The organism is Gottfriedia sp. ABJ_BB2_2 (assembly GCF_055484705.1).
Genome location: NZ_JBVFKR010000004.1, coordinates 323681 through 344273, shown reverse-complemented (window position 1 = coordinate 344273; position 20593 = coordinate 323681). Strand labels below are relative to the sequence as shown.

16 protein-coding genes are annotated in these 20593 nt (G+C 32.7%); 4 read left to right on the top strand and 12 right to left on the bottom strand.

Annotated features, from left to right (window positions below):
• Positions 1-22: 22 nt before the first annotated feature.
• Positions 23-1945 carry an LTA synthase family protein gene (locus ACX6U0_RS12435; protein WP_464960245.1) on the top strand — a complete coding sequence of 641 codons (1923 nt, stop codon included), beginning with the start codon at positions 23-25 and terminating at the stop codon, positions 1943-1945.
• Positions 1946-2057: 112 nt separating this feature from the next.
• The gene (locus ACX6U0_RS12430) at positions 2058-3218 is read left to right on the top strand and encodes an AI-2E family transporter (RefSeq protein WP_464960244.1); all 1161 of its coding nucleotides are present in this window, start codon (positions 2058-2060) and stop codon (positions 3216-3218) included.
• 65 nt (positions 3219-3283) lie between these two features.
• On the opposite strand, the gene ACX6U0_RS12425 is transcribed toward ACX6U0_RS12430, so the two are convergent.
• The 8 genes from ACX6U0_RS12425 to ACX6U0_RS12390 all read right to left on the bottom strand — a co-directional run bounded on the left by ACX6U0_RS12425 (position 3284) and on the right by ACX6U0_RS12390 (position 12829).
• Positions 3284-3742, bottom strand: coding sequence for a methylated-DNA--[protein]-cysteine S-methyltransferase (locus ACX6U0_RS12425; RefSeq protein ID WP_464960284.1), 459 nt, complete (start codon positions 3740-3742; stop codon positions 3284-3286).
• Positions 3743-4082: 340 nt separating this feature from the next.
• On the bottom strand, positions 4083-4568 hold the full coding sequence (locus ACX6U0_RS12420) for a DinB family protein (RefSeq protein ID WP_464960243.1): 486 nt from the start codon (positions 4566-4568) through the stop codon (positions 4083-4085).
• A gap of 75 nt (positions 4569-4643) precedes the next feature.
• Positions 4644-5606 (bottom strand): nucleoside hydrolase, encoded by a 963-nt coding sequence (locus tag ACX6U0_RS12415; protein WP_464960242.1) that lies wholly within the window; start codon positions 5604-5606, stop codon positions 4644-4646.
• A 174-nt stretch (positions 5607-5780) separates the two neighbouring features.
• On the bottom strand, positions 5781-6530 hold the full coding sequence (locus ACX6U0_RS12410) for a sulfite exporter TauE/SafE family protein (RefSeq protein WP_464960241.1): 750 nt from the start codon (positions 6528-6530) through the stop codon (positions 5781-5783).
• 193 nt (positions 6531-6723) lie between these two features.
• Positions 6724-7638, bottom strand: a complete 915-nt coding sequence (gene glsA / locus ACX6U0_RS12405; protein WP_464960283.1) for a glutaminase A — start codon at positions 7636-7638, stop codon at positions 6724-6726.
• Positions 7639-7769: 131 nt separating this feature from the next.
• On the bottom strand, positions 7770-9236 hold the full coding sequence (locus ACX6U0_RS12400; RefSeq protein WP_464960240.1) for a DEAD/DEAH box helicase: 1467 nt from the start codon (positions 9234-9236) through the stop codon (positions 7770-7772).
• A 216-nt stretch (positions 9237-9452) separates the two neighbouring features.
• Positions 9453-11084 (bottom strand): N-acetylmuramoyl-L-alanine amidase, encoded by a 1632-nt coding sequence (locus ACX6U0_RS12395; protein ID WP_464960239.1) that lies wholly within the window; start codon positions 11082-11084, stop codon positions 9453-9455.
• A 272-nt stretch (positions 11085-11356) separates the two neighbouring features.
• Positions 11357-12829 (bottom strand): flavin monoamine oxidase family protein, encoded by a 1473-nt coding sequence (locus ACX6U0_RS12390; protein ID WP_464960282.1) that lies wholly within the window; start codon positions 12827-12829, stop codon positions 11357-11359.
• A 179-nt stretch (positions 12830-13008) separates the two neighbouring features.
• On the opposite strand from ACX6U0_RS12390, the gene ACX6U0_RS12385 reads away from it, so the two are divergent.
• Positions 13009-14514, top strand: coding sequence for a spore germination protein (locus ACX6U0_RS12385; RefSeq protein WP_464960238.1), 1506 nt, complete (start codon positions 13009-13011; stop codon positions 14512-14514).
• A gap of 59 nt (positions 14515-14573) precedes the next feature.
• Here ACX6U0_RS12385 and ACX6U0_RS12380 read toward each other — a convergent pair whose 3' ends face one another.
• From ACX6U0_RS12380 to ACX6U0_RS12365, 4 genes are all read right to left on the bottom strand, one after another.
• The gene (locus tag ACX6U0_RS12380) at positions 14574-14843 is read right to left on the bottom strand and encodes a hypothetical protein (RefSeq protein ID WP_464960237.1); all 270 of its coding nucleotides are present in this window, start codon (positions 14841-14843) and stop codon (positions 14574-14576) included.
• A 293-nt stretch (positions 14844-15136) separates the two neighbouring features.
• Positions 15137-16564 carry an MBOAT family O-acyltransferase gene (locus ACX6U0_RS12375; protein ID WP_464960236.1) on the bottom strand — a complete coding sequence of 476 codons (1428 nt, stop codon included), beginning with the start codon at positions 16562-16564 and terminating at the stop codon, positions 15137-15139.
• Between the two features lie 31 nt (positions 16565-16595).
• Positions 16596-17804: a DHHW family protein gene (locus ACX6U0_RS12370; protein ID WP_464960235.1), complete on the bottom strand. Its 1209-nt coding sequence runs from the start codon at positions 17802-17804 to the stop codon at positions 16596-16598.
• Positions 17805-18068: 264 nt separating this feature from the next.
• On the bottom strand, positions 18069-19010 hold the full coding sequence (locus ACX6U0_RS12365) for a DMT family transporter (RefSeq protein ID WP_464960234.1): 942 nt from the start codon (positions 19008-19010) through the stop codon (positions 18069-18071).
• A gap of 138 nt (positions 19011-19148) precedes the next feature.
• On the opposite strand from ACX6U0_RS12365, the gene pdxR reads away from it, so the two are divergent.
• Complete coding sequence (gene pdxR / locus ACX6U0_RS12360) at positions 19149-20585, top strand: MocR-like pyridoxine biosynthesis transcription factor PdxR (RefSeq protein ID WP_464960233.1); 1437 nt, start codon at positions 19149-19151, stop codon at positions 20583-20585.
• Positions 20586-20593: the final 8 nt, after the last annotated feature.

Sequence of the window (20593 nt, the reverse complement as noted above, 5' to 3'; positions counted from 1 at the left end):
TGTATTTAAGGGGGATTATAAGATGCCTACTTCATTAAAGGCAACATTTTCACGTGTACGGTTCGTATTACTAGTTGCATTAGTAGTTTGGCTAAAAACGTATTTAGTTACTCTTATTGGATTTGATTTAAAGATTGATACTATTTTCCAAAATATAATATTATTTATTAGTCCATTAGCATCCTCGCTATTTTTAGTCGGGTTTGCACTTTTCTTTAAAGGTAATAAACGTAATACGATTGCTCTTTTAATCAATTTTGTACTAACTGCTATATTATGTGGAAATGTATTGTTCTATGGATTCTTTAATGATTTTGTTACCTTACCAGTGCTTTTTCAAACAAGTAATATGGGAGACCTAGGTTCAAGCGTAAAGGAATTAGCAAGTTTTAAAATTTTCTTTATGTTTGCTGATATCGTTATCCTTTATATCTTATTAAAAAAATATCCAAAACTTTCAAATACTGGTCGAGTTCCGGCTTTTATGAAATCAGCTTACTTTTTAGTCACTGTCGCTGTTGCAGTTGTAAACTTAGGTTTAGCAGAAATGGAACGACCTGAATTACTAACACGTTCATTTGACCGAGAAATGCTAGTGAAAAACCTTGGGTTATATGTTTATCAAGGTTATGACCTATCACTTCAGACAAAAACCTCTACACAAAAGGCTTTTGCTGATAGCAGTAAATTAACTGAGATTGAAAACTATGTAAATACTAATGGTGTAAAAACAAATGCCAAACTTTTCGGAAAATACAAAGGTAAAAATGTAATTGTCATTTCACTTGAATCAATGCAAACCTTTACAATCGGTGCAAAAGTAAATGGTAAAGAAATTACACCGTTTTTAAATCAATACATTAAAGAAAGTTATTATTTTGACCACTTCTATCACCAAACAGGTCAAGGTAAAACATCAGACGCTGAGTTTATCATTGATAACTCTTTATATCCTTTAGATCGTGGCGCAGTATACTTCACTCATGCTAATAATGAGTTTATGGGCACACCTGAATTATTAAAAGATAAAGGATATTATTCGGCAGTATTCCATGCAAACAATAAAAGTTTCTGGAATCGAAATGTAATGTACCCTACTCTAGGTTATGATCGCTACTTCAATGAAGTAGATTACGATATTAATGATGAAAACTCTGTTAACTGGGGATTGAAGGATGAGGATTTCTTCCAACAATCATTACCTTTATTAAATCAGATAAAACAACCGTTTTACTCTCGCTTTTTAACTTTGTCTAATCATTATCCGTTTACACTAGATCCTGAAGATCAATTTATTGATCAATACAACTCTGGCGATGAAACATTAGATCGCTATGTAACGACGGTTCGATATATGGACGAATCAATTAAACATTTTATTGATGGTTTGAAATCTTCCGGTCTTTACGACAATACAATTATTGTCATGTATGGTGACCATTACGGTATATCAGAGAATCATAATAGAGCAATGGCTCAATTCCTAGGTAAAGAAGAGATCACTCCATATGATCATATGGACTTACAACGTACGCCTTTAATTATTCATTTACCAAAACAAGAGTCAGGTAAAACAATTTCAAAAATCGCAGGTCAAATCGATGTTAAACCTACTATTCTACATCTACTAGGTGTCGATACGAAAACTGATATAGAATTTGGAAAAGATTTATTTAGTCCAAATCATCCTGAATTTACAGTTTTCCGAGATGGTAGCTTCGTAACAAGTAAATATTATTATGTAGCTGGGTCTACTACCTTCTACGATCGATTTACTGGTGAGAAAGTTGAAGTTGATGAACAAGAGTCTAAACAATTAATTGATAAAGCGAAAAAAGAATTAACACTTTCAGATAATATTGTGTATGGAGACTTATTCAGATTCTATAGCAATAACAAATATAAAACAGGTACGATGAAGACAATAACAGAACCAAATGAGTAAGAGGTGCTTTTACAAGCATCTCTTTTTGTTATAATATGGTAGTTATATAAGACATTTAAAATATTATATATATTTACACTTTATATAAATTTTCGAAAAGGAGGACTTTGCATTGTTTAGAAATTCAAAATTATTATTTTGGACGATCGAACTACTATTATTATTTCTAGTATTATTTGTTGGAACGAAAATAACATTCTTATTTCAACCAATTGCTATCTTAATTAGTACATTGTTCGCTCCAATACTTGTTTCAGTCTTTCTTTACTTCCTATTCGCTCCAATTATTGATTTCTTAGAGCGAAAAAAAATACCGAGATCGATTGGCATTATCATTTTATATGTTGGATTGATTTTAATCGCCGTCCTATCTATTGTTAATGTATTCCCGACTTTAATGGAACAGTTTAAAGATTTGGTAAATAATATGCCAAGAATTGTGGATCAAACAACAAATCAACTAGGACTATTAGAAGATTGGTTAGGTAGTCAGAATTATGTAGAGATTAAAGATATAGAACAAAAGGTTGCTGATTATGCTGTTGTCTTTATTGGTGGGATTACAGGCGGCATTGGAGCCATTTTTAGTGTATTAAGTAATGTAACTTTAATCATTTTAACAGTTCCATTCATTTTATTTTACATGTTTAAAGATGGACACAAATTCCCTAAGGCAATGTCTCAGTTTTTACCACCAAGTTTACGTAATGAAGCAATTCATATAGCAAAAGAAACAAGTGAAACGTTAGCTTCTTATATCCAAGGTCAAACGCTAGTTTGTATATTTGTAGGAATTGGTACATTTATCGGATATAGTATTATTGGGTTACCGAATGCGCTTATTTTAGGTTTAGTTGCTGCTATTACAAATATCATTCCTTATTTTGGGCCATTCATTGGTGGAGCTCCTGCAGTCATTGTAGCCGCTCTTATATCACCAAAGTTAGCTTTACTAGTTGTATTGATTATTCTAATCGTTCAACAAATCGACTCAAACTTAATCTCGCCTTATATCATGGGTAAAAAACTAAATATCCACCCACTTACAATTATTCTTTTATTATTATTTGCAGGTAATTTTGCCGGAGTATTGGGTATGATTCTTGCGGTACCAACATATGCCATCTGTAAAGTGGTAGTTGTAAATATTGCAAGAATTATTCGCTTAAGAAAAAAAGCTAAATTTGCTGATAAAATAATAGATGATGAGATTGAAACAAATATTGAGATTAATATAAACAATGACGATCCTGAACTAAATAAAAAAGACTAATTCAAATAATAAAGCCGGTAACAATGTATTTAATACAGCGTTACCGGCTTTTATTATCAATACCTTTAATTATTCTTCTCTCTTTTCAGCAGCCACTCTTTTCTCCATAATCCACCAGCATAACCAGTTAATTTGCCATTTGAGCCAATAATTCGATGACAAGGTACGACTATACTTAATGGATTCCTAGCATTTGCGTTGGCAACTGCTCTAACTGCCTTTGGATTTCCAATTCGATTAGCAATATCAGCATATGAAGCAGTTTCTCCATATTTAATCTTTAATAATTCACTCCATACCTTTTCCTGAAATGCTGTACCTTTTGCTATAGAGCGTATCGAAAATTCCTTTCGCTTCCCAGCAAAATATTCAATCATTTCATTCGCTGCATCTGTTAAACACGAAGGCACTACCTTATTTGGAAGTACTTCATTTTCCTTCAAAAAATCAATATATGCGATTCCATCACAATTTCCAACTAATCTCATCATACCTAGTGGTGTATCTATATAAGCTGTCTCCAACTCCATGCCTGCCTCCTTATTGAACTATGCTTAGCTTGTACTCTTTAAAAATATTATACCAGTTTTATTCTTAAGCCTCGGATCTACACGTTGTAGATCATGAATGCGATACGACAGGAAGGCTTGGTTTTAGCATACCTACCTTACTTGCACTCCGAGGTCTCAACCTTCCCGCATCTCCCATAGGAGTCTCACCTCTTCCATTGGAATCAACTTTTGTCTATATATCATATGTAAAAAGCAATACTCTCACTGAAAAAGGCAAAAAATAAAAAAGCATTCCCCCTAATGGAAACATGCTTCTATAATAAAGAAAAATTGTTATCTAGCTCATTTATGATTAATCATCCGCTCCTAGGATATCTGTGTTAGGGGGCTGGTATCCCATTATACGTGCCATGGATACAATTTGCCCTTTATGATGATACTCATGTGTGATTGTATGCATCATTAATTTTCTAGGTGTCATAGAAATGACTTCAGCAGTAGCTCTCCAAGGAATTGACTTTTGAATTAGAACATCCATTTGTTCAGAGTATGTTTCAAAAAACTCATTTACGAATTCATCTGCTTGTTCAAAACGTAGCTTAATGTCATTTAAAGTAACATTATGTTCCTTTGGAGTAATTGGTTTCTTTGTTTTCAGTAAAATAAAAGAACCAATCCATGCATGATAACAATCCGCCACGTGAATCAATGTTTCTTTTATACTTTGAAAACCAAAACCATCAATTCTGAGATTCATATCCTTTTCATCTAACATACTGCAAAAATCTAGCAGTACCCTGCGATTTTGTTTAACCCACTGATACTCTTTTTGGTTCATTTTACACCTCTATTAGAAAAATCATTAATCAAACTTATTTACCCGAAAATATCTGACAAGTCTCTTTTAACAACATTATTTATAATGATTAAATCGATTCGTTAAGAATGTATTCATTATATCATTTTTAAATAATTCATAGTCGAACTGAAAAGCAACACTATGTGTTTTATATTTTGGGTCAGGCTTAGCTCGTAAATCTGCAATGCTTTGACCAAACCCTTCACCTTGATCGGGAATTACTTTAATAGGTACTTTTGACAGACCTACTGCATTAGGATGCAATAAATACCAAACAGTCAAAAAGTCATGTATAGGACTTCCTTCTATACCAGGATTCGATTTTGAATAGAAATTATAATAATAATCTAGCATTGGTTTAATGATCAAACCCGCTGGATCTTGAGTTACTTGATGAAAATCATTAATTTGTTGTACCATTTCAGGCGTAACAATCGCGTGTTGCGTTACGTTTAGTGGAATGATCGTTAAATTTTTTGCGTATTGTACAATTAAATTAGCAGCATAAGGGTCTGAATGAAAGTTTGCTTCAGCTACTGCAGTTACATTTCCAGGGTATAAAAAAGCACCTCCCATGCAAATGTACTCTTTCACATTTTGCATGATTTCTAAATTTAATACGAATGCTGTAGCCAATGAAGAAAGTCTGCCTAGATTAATAATCGTTACATTTTGTATATCAATATTTTTCATATGATACAATTCACTAATTGGATAAACAGGATAATTTATTTTTGGAGGAATAATTGGACCTAACCCTGCTTCTCCATGTACCTCTGGAAAAGTTTCCACACCAATTCCTGTTAATGGGATCGATGCACCAAGAAATACAGGAATCTCTTGTCTACCAGTAATATACTTCAAATAATTGATGTTCCATACAGCTTTATCTCTAGTAACATTACCGTAATCGGCCACAATACCAATTAGTTGAATATCGTTTCGAAAAAGTATATATAACATTGTAAATGCGTCATCTATACCGAGATCAGTGAATAGGAGAACTTGTTTAACCATATGGTTTCCTCCTAACATCGTTTGAAATTGCTTTAAATATCCTCATATAATCTCTACTAATTTATGTATTGATTCCAAACCTCAGTACATAAAATCGTTATCAAACCATGTACTGCAGTTTCGACATCTTACATCCCTAATTTCAATAAAAAAAGGAAGCAATTCAGCTTCCTTTTATATAAATAATTTAAGACTTACTTGAACAATTAATAATACTGAAACTGATATTAATAATATTCTTGCAAGTTTAATTGGTACATATTCGGCAAATCTTAGGCCAACCTGATTTCCTATAATGGATGCAGCTGCCATTGTTAAGGCAATTTTCCACTGAAAATGTCCAGTCATATAAAAAATGACGAAAGCTGATAAGCAGCTTCCAAAATTTAATACTCTTGCCAATTGAACTGCATTTACATAAGTAAATCCTTTTTTAATAAAATATAAAATTGCAAAGGTTGATGAACCTGGTCCAAAACCACCATCATAAATACCAATACCAGTTTGAATACTTTTATCTACGAATGTTTGATGTTCAAAGTTTTCTTTATTCGCAGTTTCATATTTCCACTTTTTACTTGCGAACGTTAGCCAGAGTGATCCAGATAATAAAACGAGCGCAACTATATTCATTACATGTTCATCTAACATACTTGTAATATAAGCACCAATTCCTCCACCTATGATCGAAACAATAATAAATTGAATGATTAAAGAATACTTGAAATCTTTTTTCCGAAGTGTATAAAGTATACTACTGAATGATCCTAATCCTGAGGCAAACTTATTTGTAGCAATTCCCGTTTGAATCGGAATTCCTAAAAAAATCATCATTGGCAAGGTAATTAATCCTCCACCACCTGCTAAAGTTCCTACTACAGCTGCACAGATTCCTAGAAAAAATAACAAACTTAAATATTCCATTCAACTATCCCCTTTTCTCTCTACCATTACTATACACAATTTCTATGGTAAGTGGGAAAGGAAATACCTCTGGACTGGCTACATTTGATTTACAACTTATATTGGAGTCAGACCAGCGTTTTTTTGATTCCTAATCACATTGAAATAACAAATAAAAGACTTTCTAATTTGTTGTTAGCTTTGAATTTGAAATTTAAAAAATACTTAAATTATATTTTTGTGCTAGTAATTCTAATAATTTAATACCTGCAATACTATTTCCAATTTCATCAAGTGATGGGCCATATACGCCGATTCCAAAGCGTCGCGGAACTGCACCCATCACGCCACCTGAAACACCACTTTTAGCTGGAATACCTACTTTTATAGCAAAAGCACCTGATGCATTATACATTCCACAAGTAACCATAAATGTATTACAGATTTTTGCAATTTTTTCAGGCATAATTTGTGTCTTTGAAACAGGATCATATCCATCAAGCGCAAAGATTAGTCCGATTCTTGCCAATTCAACACAATTTACTTCTATCGCACATTGTCTAGTATATAAATCTAATAATAACTCAACATCTTCTGTAATAATCCCGTGTTCCTTCATAAAGTAGCTCAGAGAGCGATTTAAGTGAGCCGTTTCAAACTCTGATATTGCAACCTCCTTGGAGTAGGATAACTCTTTGTTATCCGTTAAAACTCTCATAAAATCAAGTAGACGATTAAATCTGTCTTTCACACAATGACCTTTTATCATACTAGTTACTGCAAGTGCACCTGCATTGATCATTGGATTTAAAGGTTTACCAGCTGAACGTACTTCTAATTTGGCGATTGAATTAAATGGGTCACCCGTTGGCTCCATTCCCACACGTTCAAATACATAGTCTTCCCCACGATCCATTAAAACTAAAGCTAATGAAATGACTTTGGATATACTTTGTAAAGTAAAACGAGTACTAGTATTACCGGCCTCAAAGTGTCGCCCATCAGGTAAAAACACAGCTACTGCTAAATCTTTTTTATTCGCTTTAGCAAGTGCAGGAATATAATCTGCAACTTTACCATAAGGAATAAATTCTTTAGCATCTTCTATTAAAACCTTTAATTCTTCCATTTTTTGCACTTCTATATTTTCATTAAATCCATATTGGCTCATTAGATCACCTTAATTCCTTTATAATCATGTAAACATTATTTACAATTCTTACTTATGATATGTTAATTTTCAAGATGAAAAACACCTAGTTACCTAGGTGCTCTTTTAGACTTTACTTTATTACTTCGACCATTCCTTTGATCCCTTTGTTGACTTGCTCTGTCTTGTTTACTACTACCAGGTTTTGAAAAAGACTGTTTTTTTGACGTAACATCCTTTTTTCTTTTTGAATCTGTAGTTTTAGAGCGCGTATAATCAGAAGACTGTTCATTTCTCCCTCTTCTCGATTCATTTCTTGTACGATTCCCCGGTTGTTTTGACTCTTCATACCGTTTATTCTGCGTTTCATTTGTTGTTGTTCTTGATTCCCTACCCGAACGTTTCGGAGCTCGAGGAGCTCTAGCATCCTCACGATTCGTTCGATCTGTTCGTTGTCTTGAATCGTCTTTTTCAACTAAATTAATATGTTTGATTTTAAGATTAAGCTCTTTCTCTATTGATCTCATCTCGTGGAAGTCTTTTTGCGTAATAAATGTAATTGCAATACCTGTTTCACCTGCTCGACCAGTTCTTCCGATACGATGAACATAGCTTTCAGTATCCATTGGAATATCATAGTTAAATACGTGAGTTACACCTTCAACATCAATTCCCCTTGCGGCTACATCTGTAGCAACAAGATATTGAATTTTCGCTTCACGGAATAGTTTCATTACTTTCTCTCGTTTTCCTTGCGTTAAGTCTCCATGAAGTTCTTCTGATAATAATCCTTTTCCTTTTAACTGCTCATTTAATTTGTTTGCTCTTCTCTTCGTTCTACAGAAAATGATGGCAAGAAAAGGTTCGGTTTCTTTTAGTTGGTTTAGTAGTGCATTAAATTTCCCGCGGTCAGTTGTTTTAAATACAACTTGCTCAATTTCATCTAATGTAATTCGTTTTGCCTTAATTCGAATGATTTCAGGCTTTTTCATATACCGTTTAGCCAACGATTGAATTTGTTCTGGCATAGTAGCAGAAAACAATAATGTCTGTCTTGATGACGGGGTTTGATTAATAATATCTTCTACTTCGTGTAGAAATCCAATATGTAGCATTTGATCAGCTTCATCAAGTACTAAGAAATCAATTTTACCTAAGTTGATAGTGCCCCTTCTTAAATGATCTAACAATCTTCCTGGGGTTGCGATAATTAGATGTGCTCCACCTTTAAGCTTCCTTGCTTGCTGTTCAACATCTTGTCCACCATAAACAGCTAAAACACCAAAATCTTCACTGACAATCCTTCTTGCTTCTGCTGTAATTTGAATCGCTAACTCCCTTGTTGGGGCTACAACTAGCGCTTGTGTATGTGGTAATTCTAAATTTATTTTCTCTAAAATCGGAAATAAAAAAGCAAAAGTTTTACCTGTTCCTGTCTGTGCCTGTCCGATTAAATCCTTTCCTTCAAATACGATGGGGATCGCTTGTTCTTGAATTGGCGTTGGTTCATTTATACCTAGCTCTGTCAAATACTCTGTTAATTCTTCACTTAAGCCTAGCTTAGAAAATTTATTCATTCATTAGTTACCTAGCTTTCTTTAATCTATATTCATTATATTATTTTTACTTTCATTTACTCATTTTAGGCTTTCTCATTGTATCATAACGATTCATGATCCGCTTTATAATTCATTTTTGGATTTATTTTATACAATTAAGAATCAAACAATTCCTGCTATGAAAATATAGAGACAAAAAAACTCGTTCTACTAAAATAGAACGAGTTCATTTTCTTATAGATAATATGAATCTACGTTATAACCTTGGTATGCTAAATAATCAAGAATTCCTAGATAGATACCTTTTGCTGCCTCTTTTTGCCATGATGCACTAGCTAACTTTACATTATCTTTAGGATTATCAACAAATCCTAATTCTGTCAAAATTGAAGCCATTGATGATTCACGTATAACATGGAAATTACCACTTTTCGTACCACGATCATCTAGTTTGAGCTTTTCAACTAATCTTTTTTGTACAAAGTCTGCAAATGCCATACTATCTTGTAGTTTCTCTCTACTTGCTGTTGTTGCTTTTGCTGCAGCTTCTCCGTAGTAATATGTCTCAGTCCCATCACCTGTATGTGAAGGGGTTGAATTAATATGAATACTAATAAATGCATCTGCTTTTTTAGACTCTGCAAAAGAAACACGCTGTGTTAATGTTGGATATACATCTGTCTCACGTGTGAAGTAAGAGTTAATCGGTAAGTTATTTAAATATGTTTTTAAATATTTCGATACACTTAAAACGATTACACTTTCTTTTAATGTTACACCACTACTTGTTTTAAAAGATGTTCCAGGATCAGATCCTCCATGTCCTGGATCAATGACAAGCGTAAAGTCTCCAAGTTCTGCATCTTGCTGATCAACTATTTTGATGTAAGATTTACTCACCCAGCCAGTAATTGATCCGATAACAATTTGATACCAGCCATTATTTTCACCTTTTAACTCAACAATGGTACCACTCGATAATGCTTTAATTGTTGCATATTCTGTACCTGGACCTTTTCTTACATTTAACGATGAAGCAGTTACTTTACCAAACTTGTCTTTAATTGGAATAGTTGGCGTTGTTGGGCCATCACCATCTGTAGGTGGTGTTGTTGAATTTGCCGTTTTAACATAGTTTGACATGACCCAACCGTAACCCTTGCTTGTTTTGATTTTATACCATAAATTGATTTTCTCAACAATCGATACTTTTCCACCCTTACTTAAAGTAACAAATACAGTACTAGTATTTTTGGGTTCTTTTCTGACATTTATTTTTGTCGCTGTAATTGTACCAGTATCGATGACAGGTAATACTTCCGCATTTGTTTGGCTCACATACTTTGACATGACCCAGCCATAACCCTTACTTGTTTTAATTTTGTACCAAAGATCTTTTTTCTCAACGATTGATACTTTTGCACCTTTACTAAGTGTTACAAATACCTTACTTGTACTTTCTGGACTCGTTCTAACGTTAATCTTCGTAGCTGTTACATTTCCAGTAAATAAAACTGGTAGCGTAGTGACTTGAGCTACATAATTCGACATGACCCAGCCATATCCCTTACTTGTCTTAATTTTATACCAGGGACCACTTGTTTCAACTATTGATACTTTTGCTCCCTTACTTAGGGTTACAAAGATTTTACTTGTGTTAACAGGACTTGTACGAACATTAATTTTTGTCGCTGTTACATTACCTGTAAATAAAACTGGAATTGCGGTCGAGGTATTAATTTGACCAACTTGATTAGTAGCTGCATAACTTTTATTTACCTGAGGAGATGAGATAAATAGACTACTAGCAGCAATTGAAGCAGCTAAAACAAAACTTGATAGTTTTCTTGTTGATTTTTTATTCATTACTAAACCCCTTACTATTGAGTTCTCTGTATAAGTATATCATCTAATATATTAACAATTAAGTAACAATTTGACTAAAAGTACAACATTTTAACGAAAATTGTAAAAAAATAAAAGTAACACTTGACTATTAAAATTTGAAAATCATCTGATAAATAGTACTTATGTCATAAGAAAACATGAAAATCTACTAATCTTATTTCAATGATCATTAGACTGTTAAAATAAAGATTAATTAAAAAAACTCTACCAATGTATAAAGGGTAGAGTTTTTATCTTTCAAATTGATTAATTTCAAAAGCAACGCGAATCCCTGACTCAATTGCACCTTGAATCCATGCTGTTGCACTTGATGTGTGTTCGCCGGCAAAATGAATTCGTCCTTCAGGTGTACCAATGTCTTTTCCAAAATCCCTTTGTTGCTCAGGTTTAAATATTACAAAAGCACCACCTGAATATTCGTTATTTGACCAACTAATTGAGGAACCCGTTAGATATTCTTTATATACAATATCGCCATATATCATAGCAAGATTCTTTAAAGCAGCATGTATTCGTTGATTTTCAGTCAAGCTGTTCCATATAAATGCATCATCCCCCCAAGTATAACTTGCAAGAACAACACCCGTCGTGTTCATTCCTAGCTCGTGGCTAGGTAAATAGGAAAACTTAATTGGAAAATCCGTCGTAATTTTCCCACCAAAAAAACCAAATTTCTCCCAAAATCTTGTCCTGAACTGTAAGCCTGTTTTCACTGAATCTGTATAATGTAACTCCCGTATCGCTTTCCATTTATTATAGGAGATGGATTCAATTGGATAGATTTCAACGAAATTTAAAACAGTAAAAGGTATTGTACAAATAACTAAATCACAAGTAACATGGTGTTTTGTTAATGCCTTGGTGTGCTCTGTATACAAAGTTACATTTTGATCATTTTGAACAATTTTTGTTAGTTTTTGATGTAATATTATATCATTCTTTAATTGCGGTAAAAATGCATTTGGTAGTAAATCGGTTCCACCAGTAATTTCATATAATTTTAGATTCTTTGAAAACAACACATTAATTTCCATGAGAACTGATGTAAACGATAGTTCTGGAAAACCTTCGATACCTATTATTGCTTTAATCAGATCAATCGCACCTGTCGATAAAGATAATCCGACTGGATTATATCGTAAAAAGTAATCCATTGAATATTGATCATACTTTTGAATGACAATTTCTAAATTACGAACAGGATCTTGATTGATAAATTCTAATACAGGACCTAAGGCAAGTAGTAGTAACTCTTCAGCTGTTTTACCTTTTTCATTAGGAGCTACAGGAAATTTTAATATATCGGGATTTTGCATATAATCTTTTAAAGTTGTCAAAACATTATTTACATAGATCAAATCATTTGGCGTACTATTGAGAAATTCATTTAAAGGTAATTTAAACTTACGAATATATTCAAGCGTTAAATGGTGAATAGAAGGAATTCTCATTGCACCTAATTCTACGTACTGATTATTAAAAAACGGAGATCTTTTTGTAAGTACTCTTCCCCCGATTCGGTCATTTGCCTCAATAATTGTAATTTTGTGGCCTGCTTCTTTTAACAATGATCCCGCTACTAAACCTGCTATACCTGCACCAATAATCATAATATTCTTTGGAGCTGCTGTTTTTATTAAACCATCTCGGATGATTGAGAGCATTTGATCATTTGAAAGAAATAAAGGATTAATATGCATCATCCCTTTCAATTATCATCTTCTATCATCTATATTTATTCAACTTATAGATATTTAGAATAAACCTACTCATTTCAAAACATCATTCAAATAAAAATTAATCCATCATTACCTAATAATTTTTGATATATATGACAGAATAATTTTATACGACTATTACAAATATTATCGGGGTGGAACCATTGTTAAGATTTCAAGAAACTAAAAATGCAATAGCTAACCCAGATATACAGTTTCAAAGTGATGTTTCCAGATCCCTAAGTAAACAGATTGATGATAATTTAAATAGAATAATAAATGATCTCGGTGATAGTTCAGATCTTATCATTAGGAAAGAAACCATTAGACAAAATTTCATTTTTGCAGTTATTCATATTGATGGTATTTCTGATCATCAAAAAATTAGTGACGATATTATTGAAAAGCTTTTAGATAATCAGCATAGCCAAGAAAGAACGAATCATTCTTTACCTGCCATCGAAAAAATCCTTTCTGTTTCAGGTCTGAAATGTCAATCAAGCTATACAAGTTTATTATCTGATTTACTATTTGGCGAAACAATTTTATTGATAGACAATGAAACAAGTTACTTAGTCTTTTCAACTAAAATGCCTCCATCTAGAGAAATCCCATCTGAACCATCGACTCAAACTGTCATTAGAGGTCCTAAAGATAGTTTTACGGAAAACTTACGTGTAAATACTGCGCTTATTAGACAACGGATTCAACACCCCGCTTTACGGATTCACTCTATGAAAATAGGGGAAATTACTAGAACGGATGTTGCACTAATGTTCATTAAAGGCCTTACGGATGAAAACTTAATAAAGGAAGTAAAGCACCGATTAGCTGCAATTAATACAAATGCTATTTTAGATACAAGTTATATTGAAAAGAGTATAAAAAATAATCAAATGACTATTTTTCCTACCGTTATCAATACTGAACGCCCGGATGCTGTAGTTGGTAATTTACTAGAGGGACGAATCGCGCTTATTACATCAGGTTCCCCATTTGTGATTATTGCACCTGCGACATTTCCACAATTTTTTCAATCGCCATCAGATTATTATCTTAATGTCTATTATGCTGCATTCTTACGCTTTCTTCGTCTCTTGTGCTGTTTTCTTACATTATTTAGTCCAAGCTTGTTTGTCGCAATTTTTTCTCATCATTCAGGGCTTTTACCTACTGGGTTATTAGTATCAGTAGCTGCAAGGCGTGAAACTGTTCCTCTCCCATTAATCGTAGAAGCACTTGTTGTCACTTTAGCATTTGAAGTTTTACGGGAATCAACCATTCGAATTCCAAGATCATTAGGAAACACAGTTTCAATCGTTGGGGCACTTATCATTGGACAAGCTGCAGTTGAAGCGGGCTTTATATCACCTTCAATGACAATTCTCATTGCAGTAACGGCTATCACAAATTTTGTTATTCCTAACTACAGCATGGCCATCAGCATACGATTATTAAAATATTTGCTATTACTAGCTGGTGCATATATTGGTTTATATGGTATTACACTTGTTTCACTTTTGATTTTACTCCACCTATGTAGCATCCGTTCATTTGAGGAACCTTATTTTTACCCATTTGGACCTTTTAAGTTTAAAAGTCATAAGGATACACTTATAGTTACCCCCTCAGTTGCTAATCATATTAATTATCATAAAAATGAGGATTAATGTAATAAATAAAACCCTGTGATTCCAATTCAGAAATCACAGGGTTACTATTTTTTACCTTATAAAAAAATACCAATAAACCATAAAATCAAACCGACATAGCACGCAACTTTTTTTACATCTTTATTGCTTACAGAAGTACGATTGACTAAGAACATAGCAATTATAAAGCCAATTGGTAATGGGAATTGATTAATTGAGAAGTTAATAACACTTAAAAAATAATATCCAAAAATATGGAGTGCCAATGATTCAGAGCTTGCTTTTATTTCCTTCTTAGCTCCAGAATACAGTATAAAATAAGTTAATACAAATAGGATTAGCCACATATAATTTTCTCCTTTTTTTGGACTTAGATACGCTCTACTATCATTATATGATAGAATCTTTAACTAATGAGAAAATACACTTACTTTTCTAGATTTTTAATAGTAGTAGTTTTCAATACATACCGATTATTTAGAGTGACATAACATACGGAACTATAGAAACGTTAAATTTATTAATTCGGTCTTTAAAAAACACGTACTTATAAAAACAATTTATACGAAAAAGTCATAATAAAAGAGTCTATGCGTTGGAATGTTAATAAAACACCCACACATAGACTCTTACAAATTTATTAAAACTTGAAATAGATAAACGGATTAAATGTACTTGCTACAACGTATGATAAAGAAATTAATAATAATAAGCAATACCATCCCGCTTCTCCTAATTGGAAACCAAAATACGTGATTCTATTTTTGGAAATTAACCAATCTCCTAATTTATGAGCAACAATTTTACCGATCGGCGTTGCCGCAATGACTGCAATGATAAATAAAATACCATATTCAGAAACATAGAAATTATTTGATGCATTCCATAGTCCTGTTCCATTGAAGGCAAACATCGTTTTTATATAATCAAATGCATAGGTGAAAGTTTCAGATCGGAAAAATACCCAACCTACTATCACGATAATTAGAGCATAAGCATGCTGTATGATTTTAGGTAAAGCACTAATTAATTTACCAAATCCAGCACGTTCAACTGCGATCCAAAATCCATAATATAATCCCCATGCAATAAAGGTCCAGCTTGCTCCATGCCAAATTCCTGTTGCTAACCAGACAATAAATAGATTGCGATACGTTTCGTAATTTGATCCTCTATTTCCACCTAAAGGAATATATAAATAATCTCTAAACCAAGTACCTAAAGAAATATGCCATCTTCTCCAAAACTCTGCTACCGAACGCGAAATATATGGATAATTAAAGTTCTCTAAGAAGTGGAATCCAAACATTTTTCCTAAACCGATTGCCATGTCTGAATAACCTGCAAAATCAAAGAAAATTTGTAATGAATATGACAGAATTCCAATCCAAGCCATACCTGTTGTCATTTCATCTGGAGACCTGGCAAAAATTTGGTCAGCAATTAAACCAAAATTATTCGCTAAAAGCATTTTTTTCGCTAGTCCAATGATAAAACGCTTAATCCCATAGAATATTAACTCTAAACTTTCTGACCGTTTATTTAATTCATTTGCAACTGTTTGATATCGTACAATCGGTCCAGCAACTAATTGCGGGAACATCGTAATATAAAGAGCTAAGTTTAACGGATTCTTTTGCACTTTTCTCTCGCCACGATAAACATCAATTACATAACTAAGTGCATGGAATGTAAAGAATGAAATACCGATTGGTAATGGGATAACCGGAACATCAATTGTTAAACCAGTTAGCTTCTCAATATTATCGGCGATGAAATTCGTATACTTAAAAATACCTAGAATAAATAGATTGCTACAGACCATCGCAATCATAATCCATTTAATCTTTGCTTTTTTCTCTCTATTTTTATCTACTGCTAGACCAAAAAAGTAGTTCATAATAATTGAGAAAATCATTAACCATACATAAGTAGGCTCACCCCATGCATAGAAAAACAAACTAGCTACTAGTAACCATAAGTTCTTTATAGAACGTGGAATTATAAAATAAACCAATAAAACGATTGGTAAAAACCAAAACATAAATACCGTCGAACTAAAAACCATTCCCTTTTAATCCTTTCCAAAACAGAATTGATTACTGTATATATTCCGTAATATTTTTTTCTACTGCAGTCGTATTCGTGATAAAAATAACAGCATCAGGCTTTTCTTCTTCTATAAACTTAACAGCTGAACTATTTTTAAATTTTGCATCTTCTCCGAAATATCGCGTATCTAGTACATCTACTTCTTTAAAATGTTTTGTTAAAAATGGGATAATCGGTTTTGCATAAGAATCCTTCAAAATCACTAATTTTTTTTGAGAAATAGGATCTGAGTTTTTGTATCGTATTAATGCCTGATTTAATCCGAAATAAACAAAACGATCAGTATACGGATTAACTTCAGTTAACTTCTCAGGGAAAAATACAGGATCGTCACATTTATTATCATTATCTATACATGCTTTTACAGTTGGCGATATGATGTCATTTGTTGGAACAATCATTTGATCAGATTCAGTTACAAATGATAATGTCGTAGATCGTGCATATGAACCGTTAAAAGCCAGTCCTTTTTTTTCAAATTTAAAAGTATCCTTTGAAATTGGATCACCAATTTCCGGTAAGGTCTTATTCAATTCTGATACAATTTTTTGATAACCAATGAATGCACCATTCGTATTCCAATGATGATCCGTTTTAAAGTAAATCTCCTCTTTAGGCTGTTTGCGAAGTTCTTTTTCAACATCAACCAAATGTAGAGATGGTACTGATTCTAAACCATCTCGTAATTTCTTAACACTTTCCTTACCATAACTAGGAAGATATGTAGGTAACTCAGTTTCAAAAAACACAGACTTATGTGGGATAATACTATAAAATACAGGAATATTCTGATTAGATAGTTCACTAGTGAATCCCTTTAGTTCATTAACTAAGGTAGTAGGGTTTTGATTTGAATTTTGTTGAATGATAAAACCATTATTTGAACGGTAGTATTTCTTAGGACCAATCTCAGCAATTTTTTGATCAATCATCTTATATTTAAATATACCGTTTATTTCTAGCATTTTATTTCTTAATGGATATTGATCACTGTGGTAAGTTTCATATTCATCAAAATATTTTCCGCTCTTAAATGATTCGCCAGTTAATACTGGTTTTGTTGCCAAGCTTCTATTTTCAATGACAGAAACCTTTCTATCGGGTAGTACCATTGTTAGAAAGAGACTACCGAATAGAATTCCAAAAAAGAATAACGAAATGATGATATTACTAAAATTCAATTTAGAATGTTTCATGATAGATGCTTTACCTTTTTATTTATTTTTGAGATTAGCAATTCTAGTTCGTAAAGCAACACCCCTCCTATTTCTTAACTAGAGTTACTATTTTACGATAAAAGTCCTATAACAATTGGAAAAATAATCATTTTTTATGTCATAACTTATTTATTTTATAAGAGCGCAGGTATGTTAGTAAAGTATATTTAAGGCATAAAACGTCATTTTTCGATTAATTTTTAGTTTTCCCTTAATATCTCAAAATAAAAAAAGAAATCATATTTATATGATTTCTTCTTCTTGTTCCTTCATTTGTTTCTTAAAGAAACTCTCCTGTCTTCTATACGACGCAAAAGTGGACCAATTTGCGATAAACACCCCAACTAATATGAGAACGCCACCAACTGCCATGATTACTTTGATTGGTTCATCCATGACAAAATAGCCTAATACACTTGCAATTAGTGGTGATACGTAAAGCCATGTTGAAGGAAAAACAGGATTAGTTTTTGATAGTAACCATGTGTATAATCCGTGTCCTCCAATAGAACCGATAAAGACTAAATATAAGATTGGTAATACTGCATCCCATGAATACAAAGTCTGAACAGACGGTTTTTCAAACAGTAGCGAAATAATAAGTAGAAATATGCCACCATATAACATTTGCACAGCATTTATCAAAAATGGAGAGATCTTTTCAAAATCAGTCAGAAATTCCTTTGAATTGACTGATCCGAATCCATAGAATACTTCACCAATTAAAACCGCAATACAGGCCGCTACCCATAAATATGTCACATGCTGACTCATTCCTGGCAAACAAACACATATAACACCTGAAAATGCCATTAATAAAGCAATAAACTGTTTCTTTTCGATTCTTTTTTTATTTCGTTTCAGTTGCAATAATAAAATCATCATCGGGCCGGTTGCTGAAAGGACAGCTGCTAACCCTGAAGTTATGTACTGTTCTGCCCAGTACAAAGTTGAAAATGTCATGAAGGTTAAGCAAAATCCGATAACCATGATTCTCTTTGAAAAAATAAAAGAAGTAACTTTTTCTCCTTTACTTAAAAAATATAAAATGACTAGAATACCAGCTAAAGAGAATCTTAACCCTGCAGAGAATAATGGCGGCACTCCAGATACGATCCCAAATTTTATTGCTAAAAATGTCGTGCCAAAGATTACACAGATTAGAATATAATTAATAATAATCACTTTATCACTCCTTCGTTAATCGTATTATATGGAGTCAGGTGTATAACAGTATAGGGGGCTATATAACAGTTGAATATTTTTGATTGACTATTAACCTTTTTTTAACTAACGTTATATCAAAAAGCATATGGTGAGTGTATGAAAATTCATATTCATAAACAATCAACAATTCCTATATATCTCCAAATTAGTAATCAAATAGCTCAACGAATTCATAGCGGCCTTCTTCTAGAAAATGAAAAATTACCATCATTACGAATGTTTGCTAACGAACTATCGATTAGTGTATTAACAATCAGAAAAGCATATAAATGGCTCGAGAAAAATGGATATGTTTGGGTTCAGCCAGGAAAAGGCGTTTTTGTATTAAAAAAGACGAATAGACCACAACAAAAAAAAGAGCACTCTAATTGGCAGCAAACACTTGGAATTAATGTAGTACGTTCCCAGTATTTAATGAATAAAGAATCCGTGACATATAATTTTTCGAAAGCGGTAGTTTATCCACGCCTTCTGCCAAATAAATTTTTAGCAGAAGAAACACAAAAATTATTAAAAGAAGATGCTTCAATCTTGACGACATATGGATCCGTTCAAGGTGATGAGGAACTAAGGATCGAAATTTCAAATCATTTATTGGAGTTTCAAAAAATTCGTTCGACCTATGAAAATATCATTATTACAAGTGGCGTCCAACAAGGTATTGATTTAGTAGCTCAGGCTGTACTGAAACCTGGAGATTCAGTTATTGTAGAAAGTCCTTGTTACGGGGGAGCATTAGATATTTTTATTAATAAAGGTATACACATTATCCCTATTGAAATGGATAATGAAGGGATTAGATCTGATCTAATTGAAGAAGTGTTTCATAAATTTAATCCAAAGTTATTATATGTTAATCCGTCATTTCAAAATCCAACTGGCATTTCCATGAGTAGTGATCGTCGCAAAGAATTAATTGAACTTGCTGAGCGATACAAATTCTTTATTTTGGAAGATGATTCATTTGGGGACATTTATTTTGAGCAGTCAGTAAGACAACCTCCTATAAAGTATTATGATAGGGATCATCATGTTATTTACATTAAAGGTTTTAGTAAAACTTTGGCACCCGGAGTTCGTATTGCTGCCATTTTAGCAAATGGTCCCATCTTTGATTGGTTATTTGCTATTAAAGCATCTATGGATGTAGGTAGCCCATTACTTACTCAAAAAGCTATCCTACCATTTCTTCGAACAGATCGAATGAGGAACCATGTTGAAAAACTTCGGATTGCATTACAGCTTAGACGTGATACAAGTGTCGAGATTCTTTCAAATGAAACAAATCGCCTACAGTTTCAAGTTCCTAATGGTGGATTTAATTTATGGTTATCAATTAATGAACCAATAGATATATTTGATTTACTAAAAAAAGCCAATGAGAAAGACATCTCTTTTTTACCAGGTGTTGCTTGCTACAACAATAAAACAAATGAATCATCATTTCGGATTAGTTACTCCCTTGTTAGCGAGGATGAATTATCTGTTGGTTTAATGCAGTTATGTAAAATCATTAATCAATATAAAATATAATCGTGTAT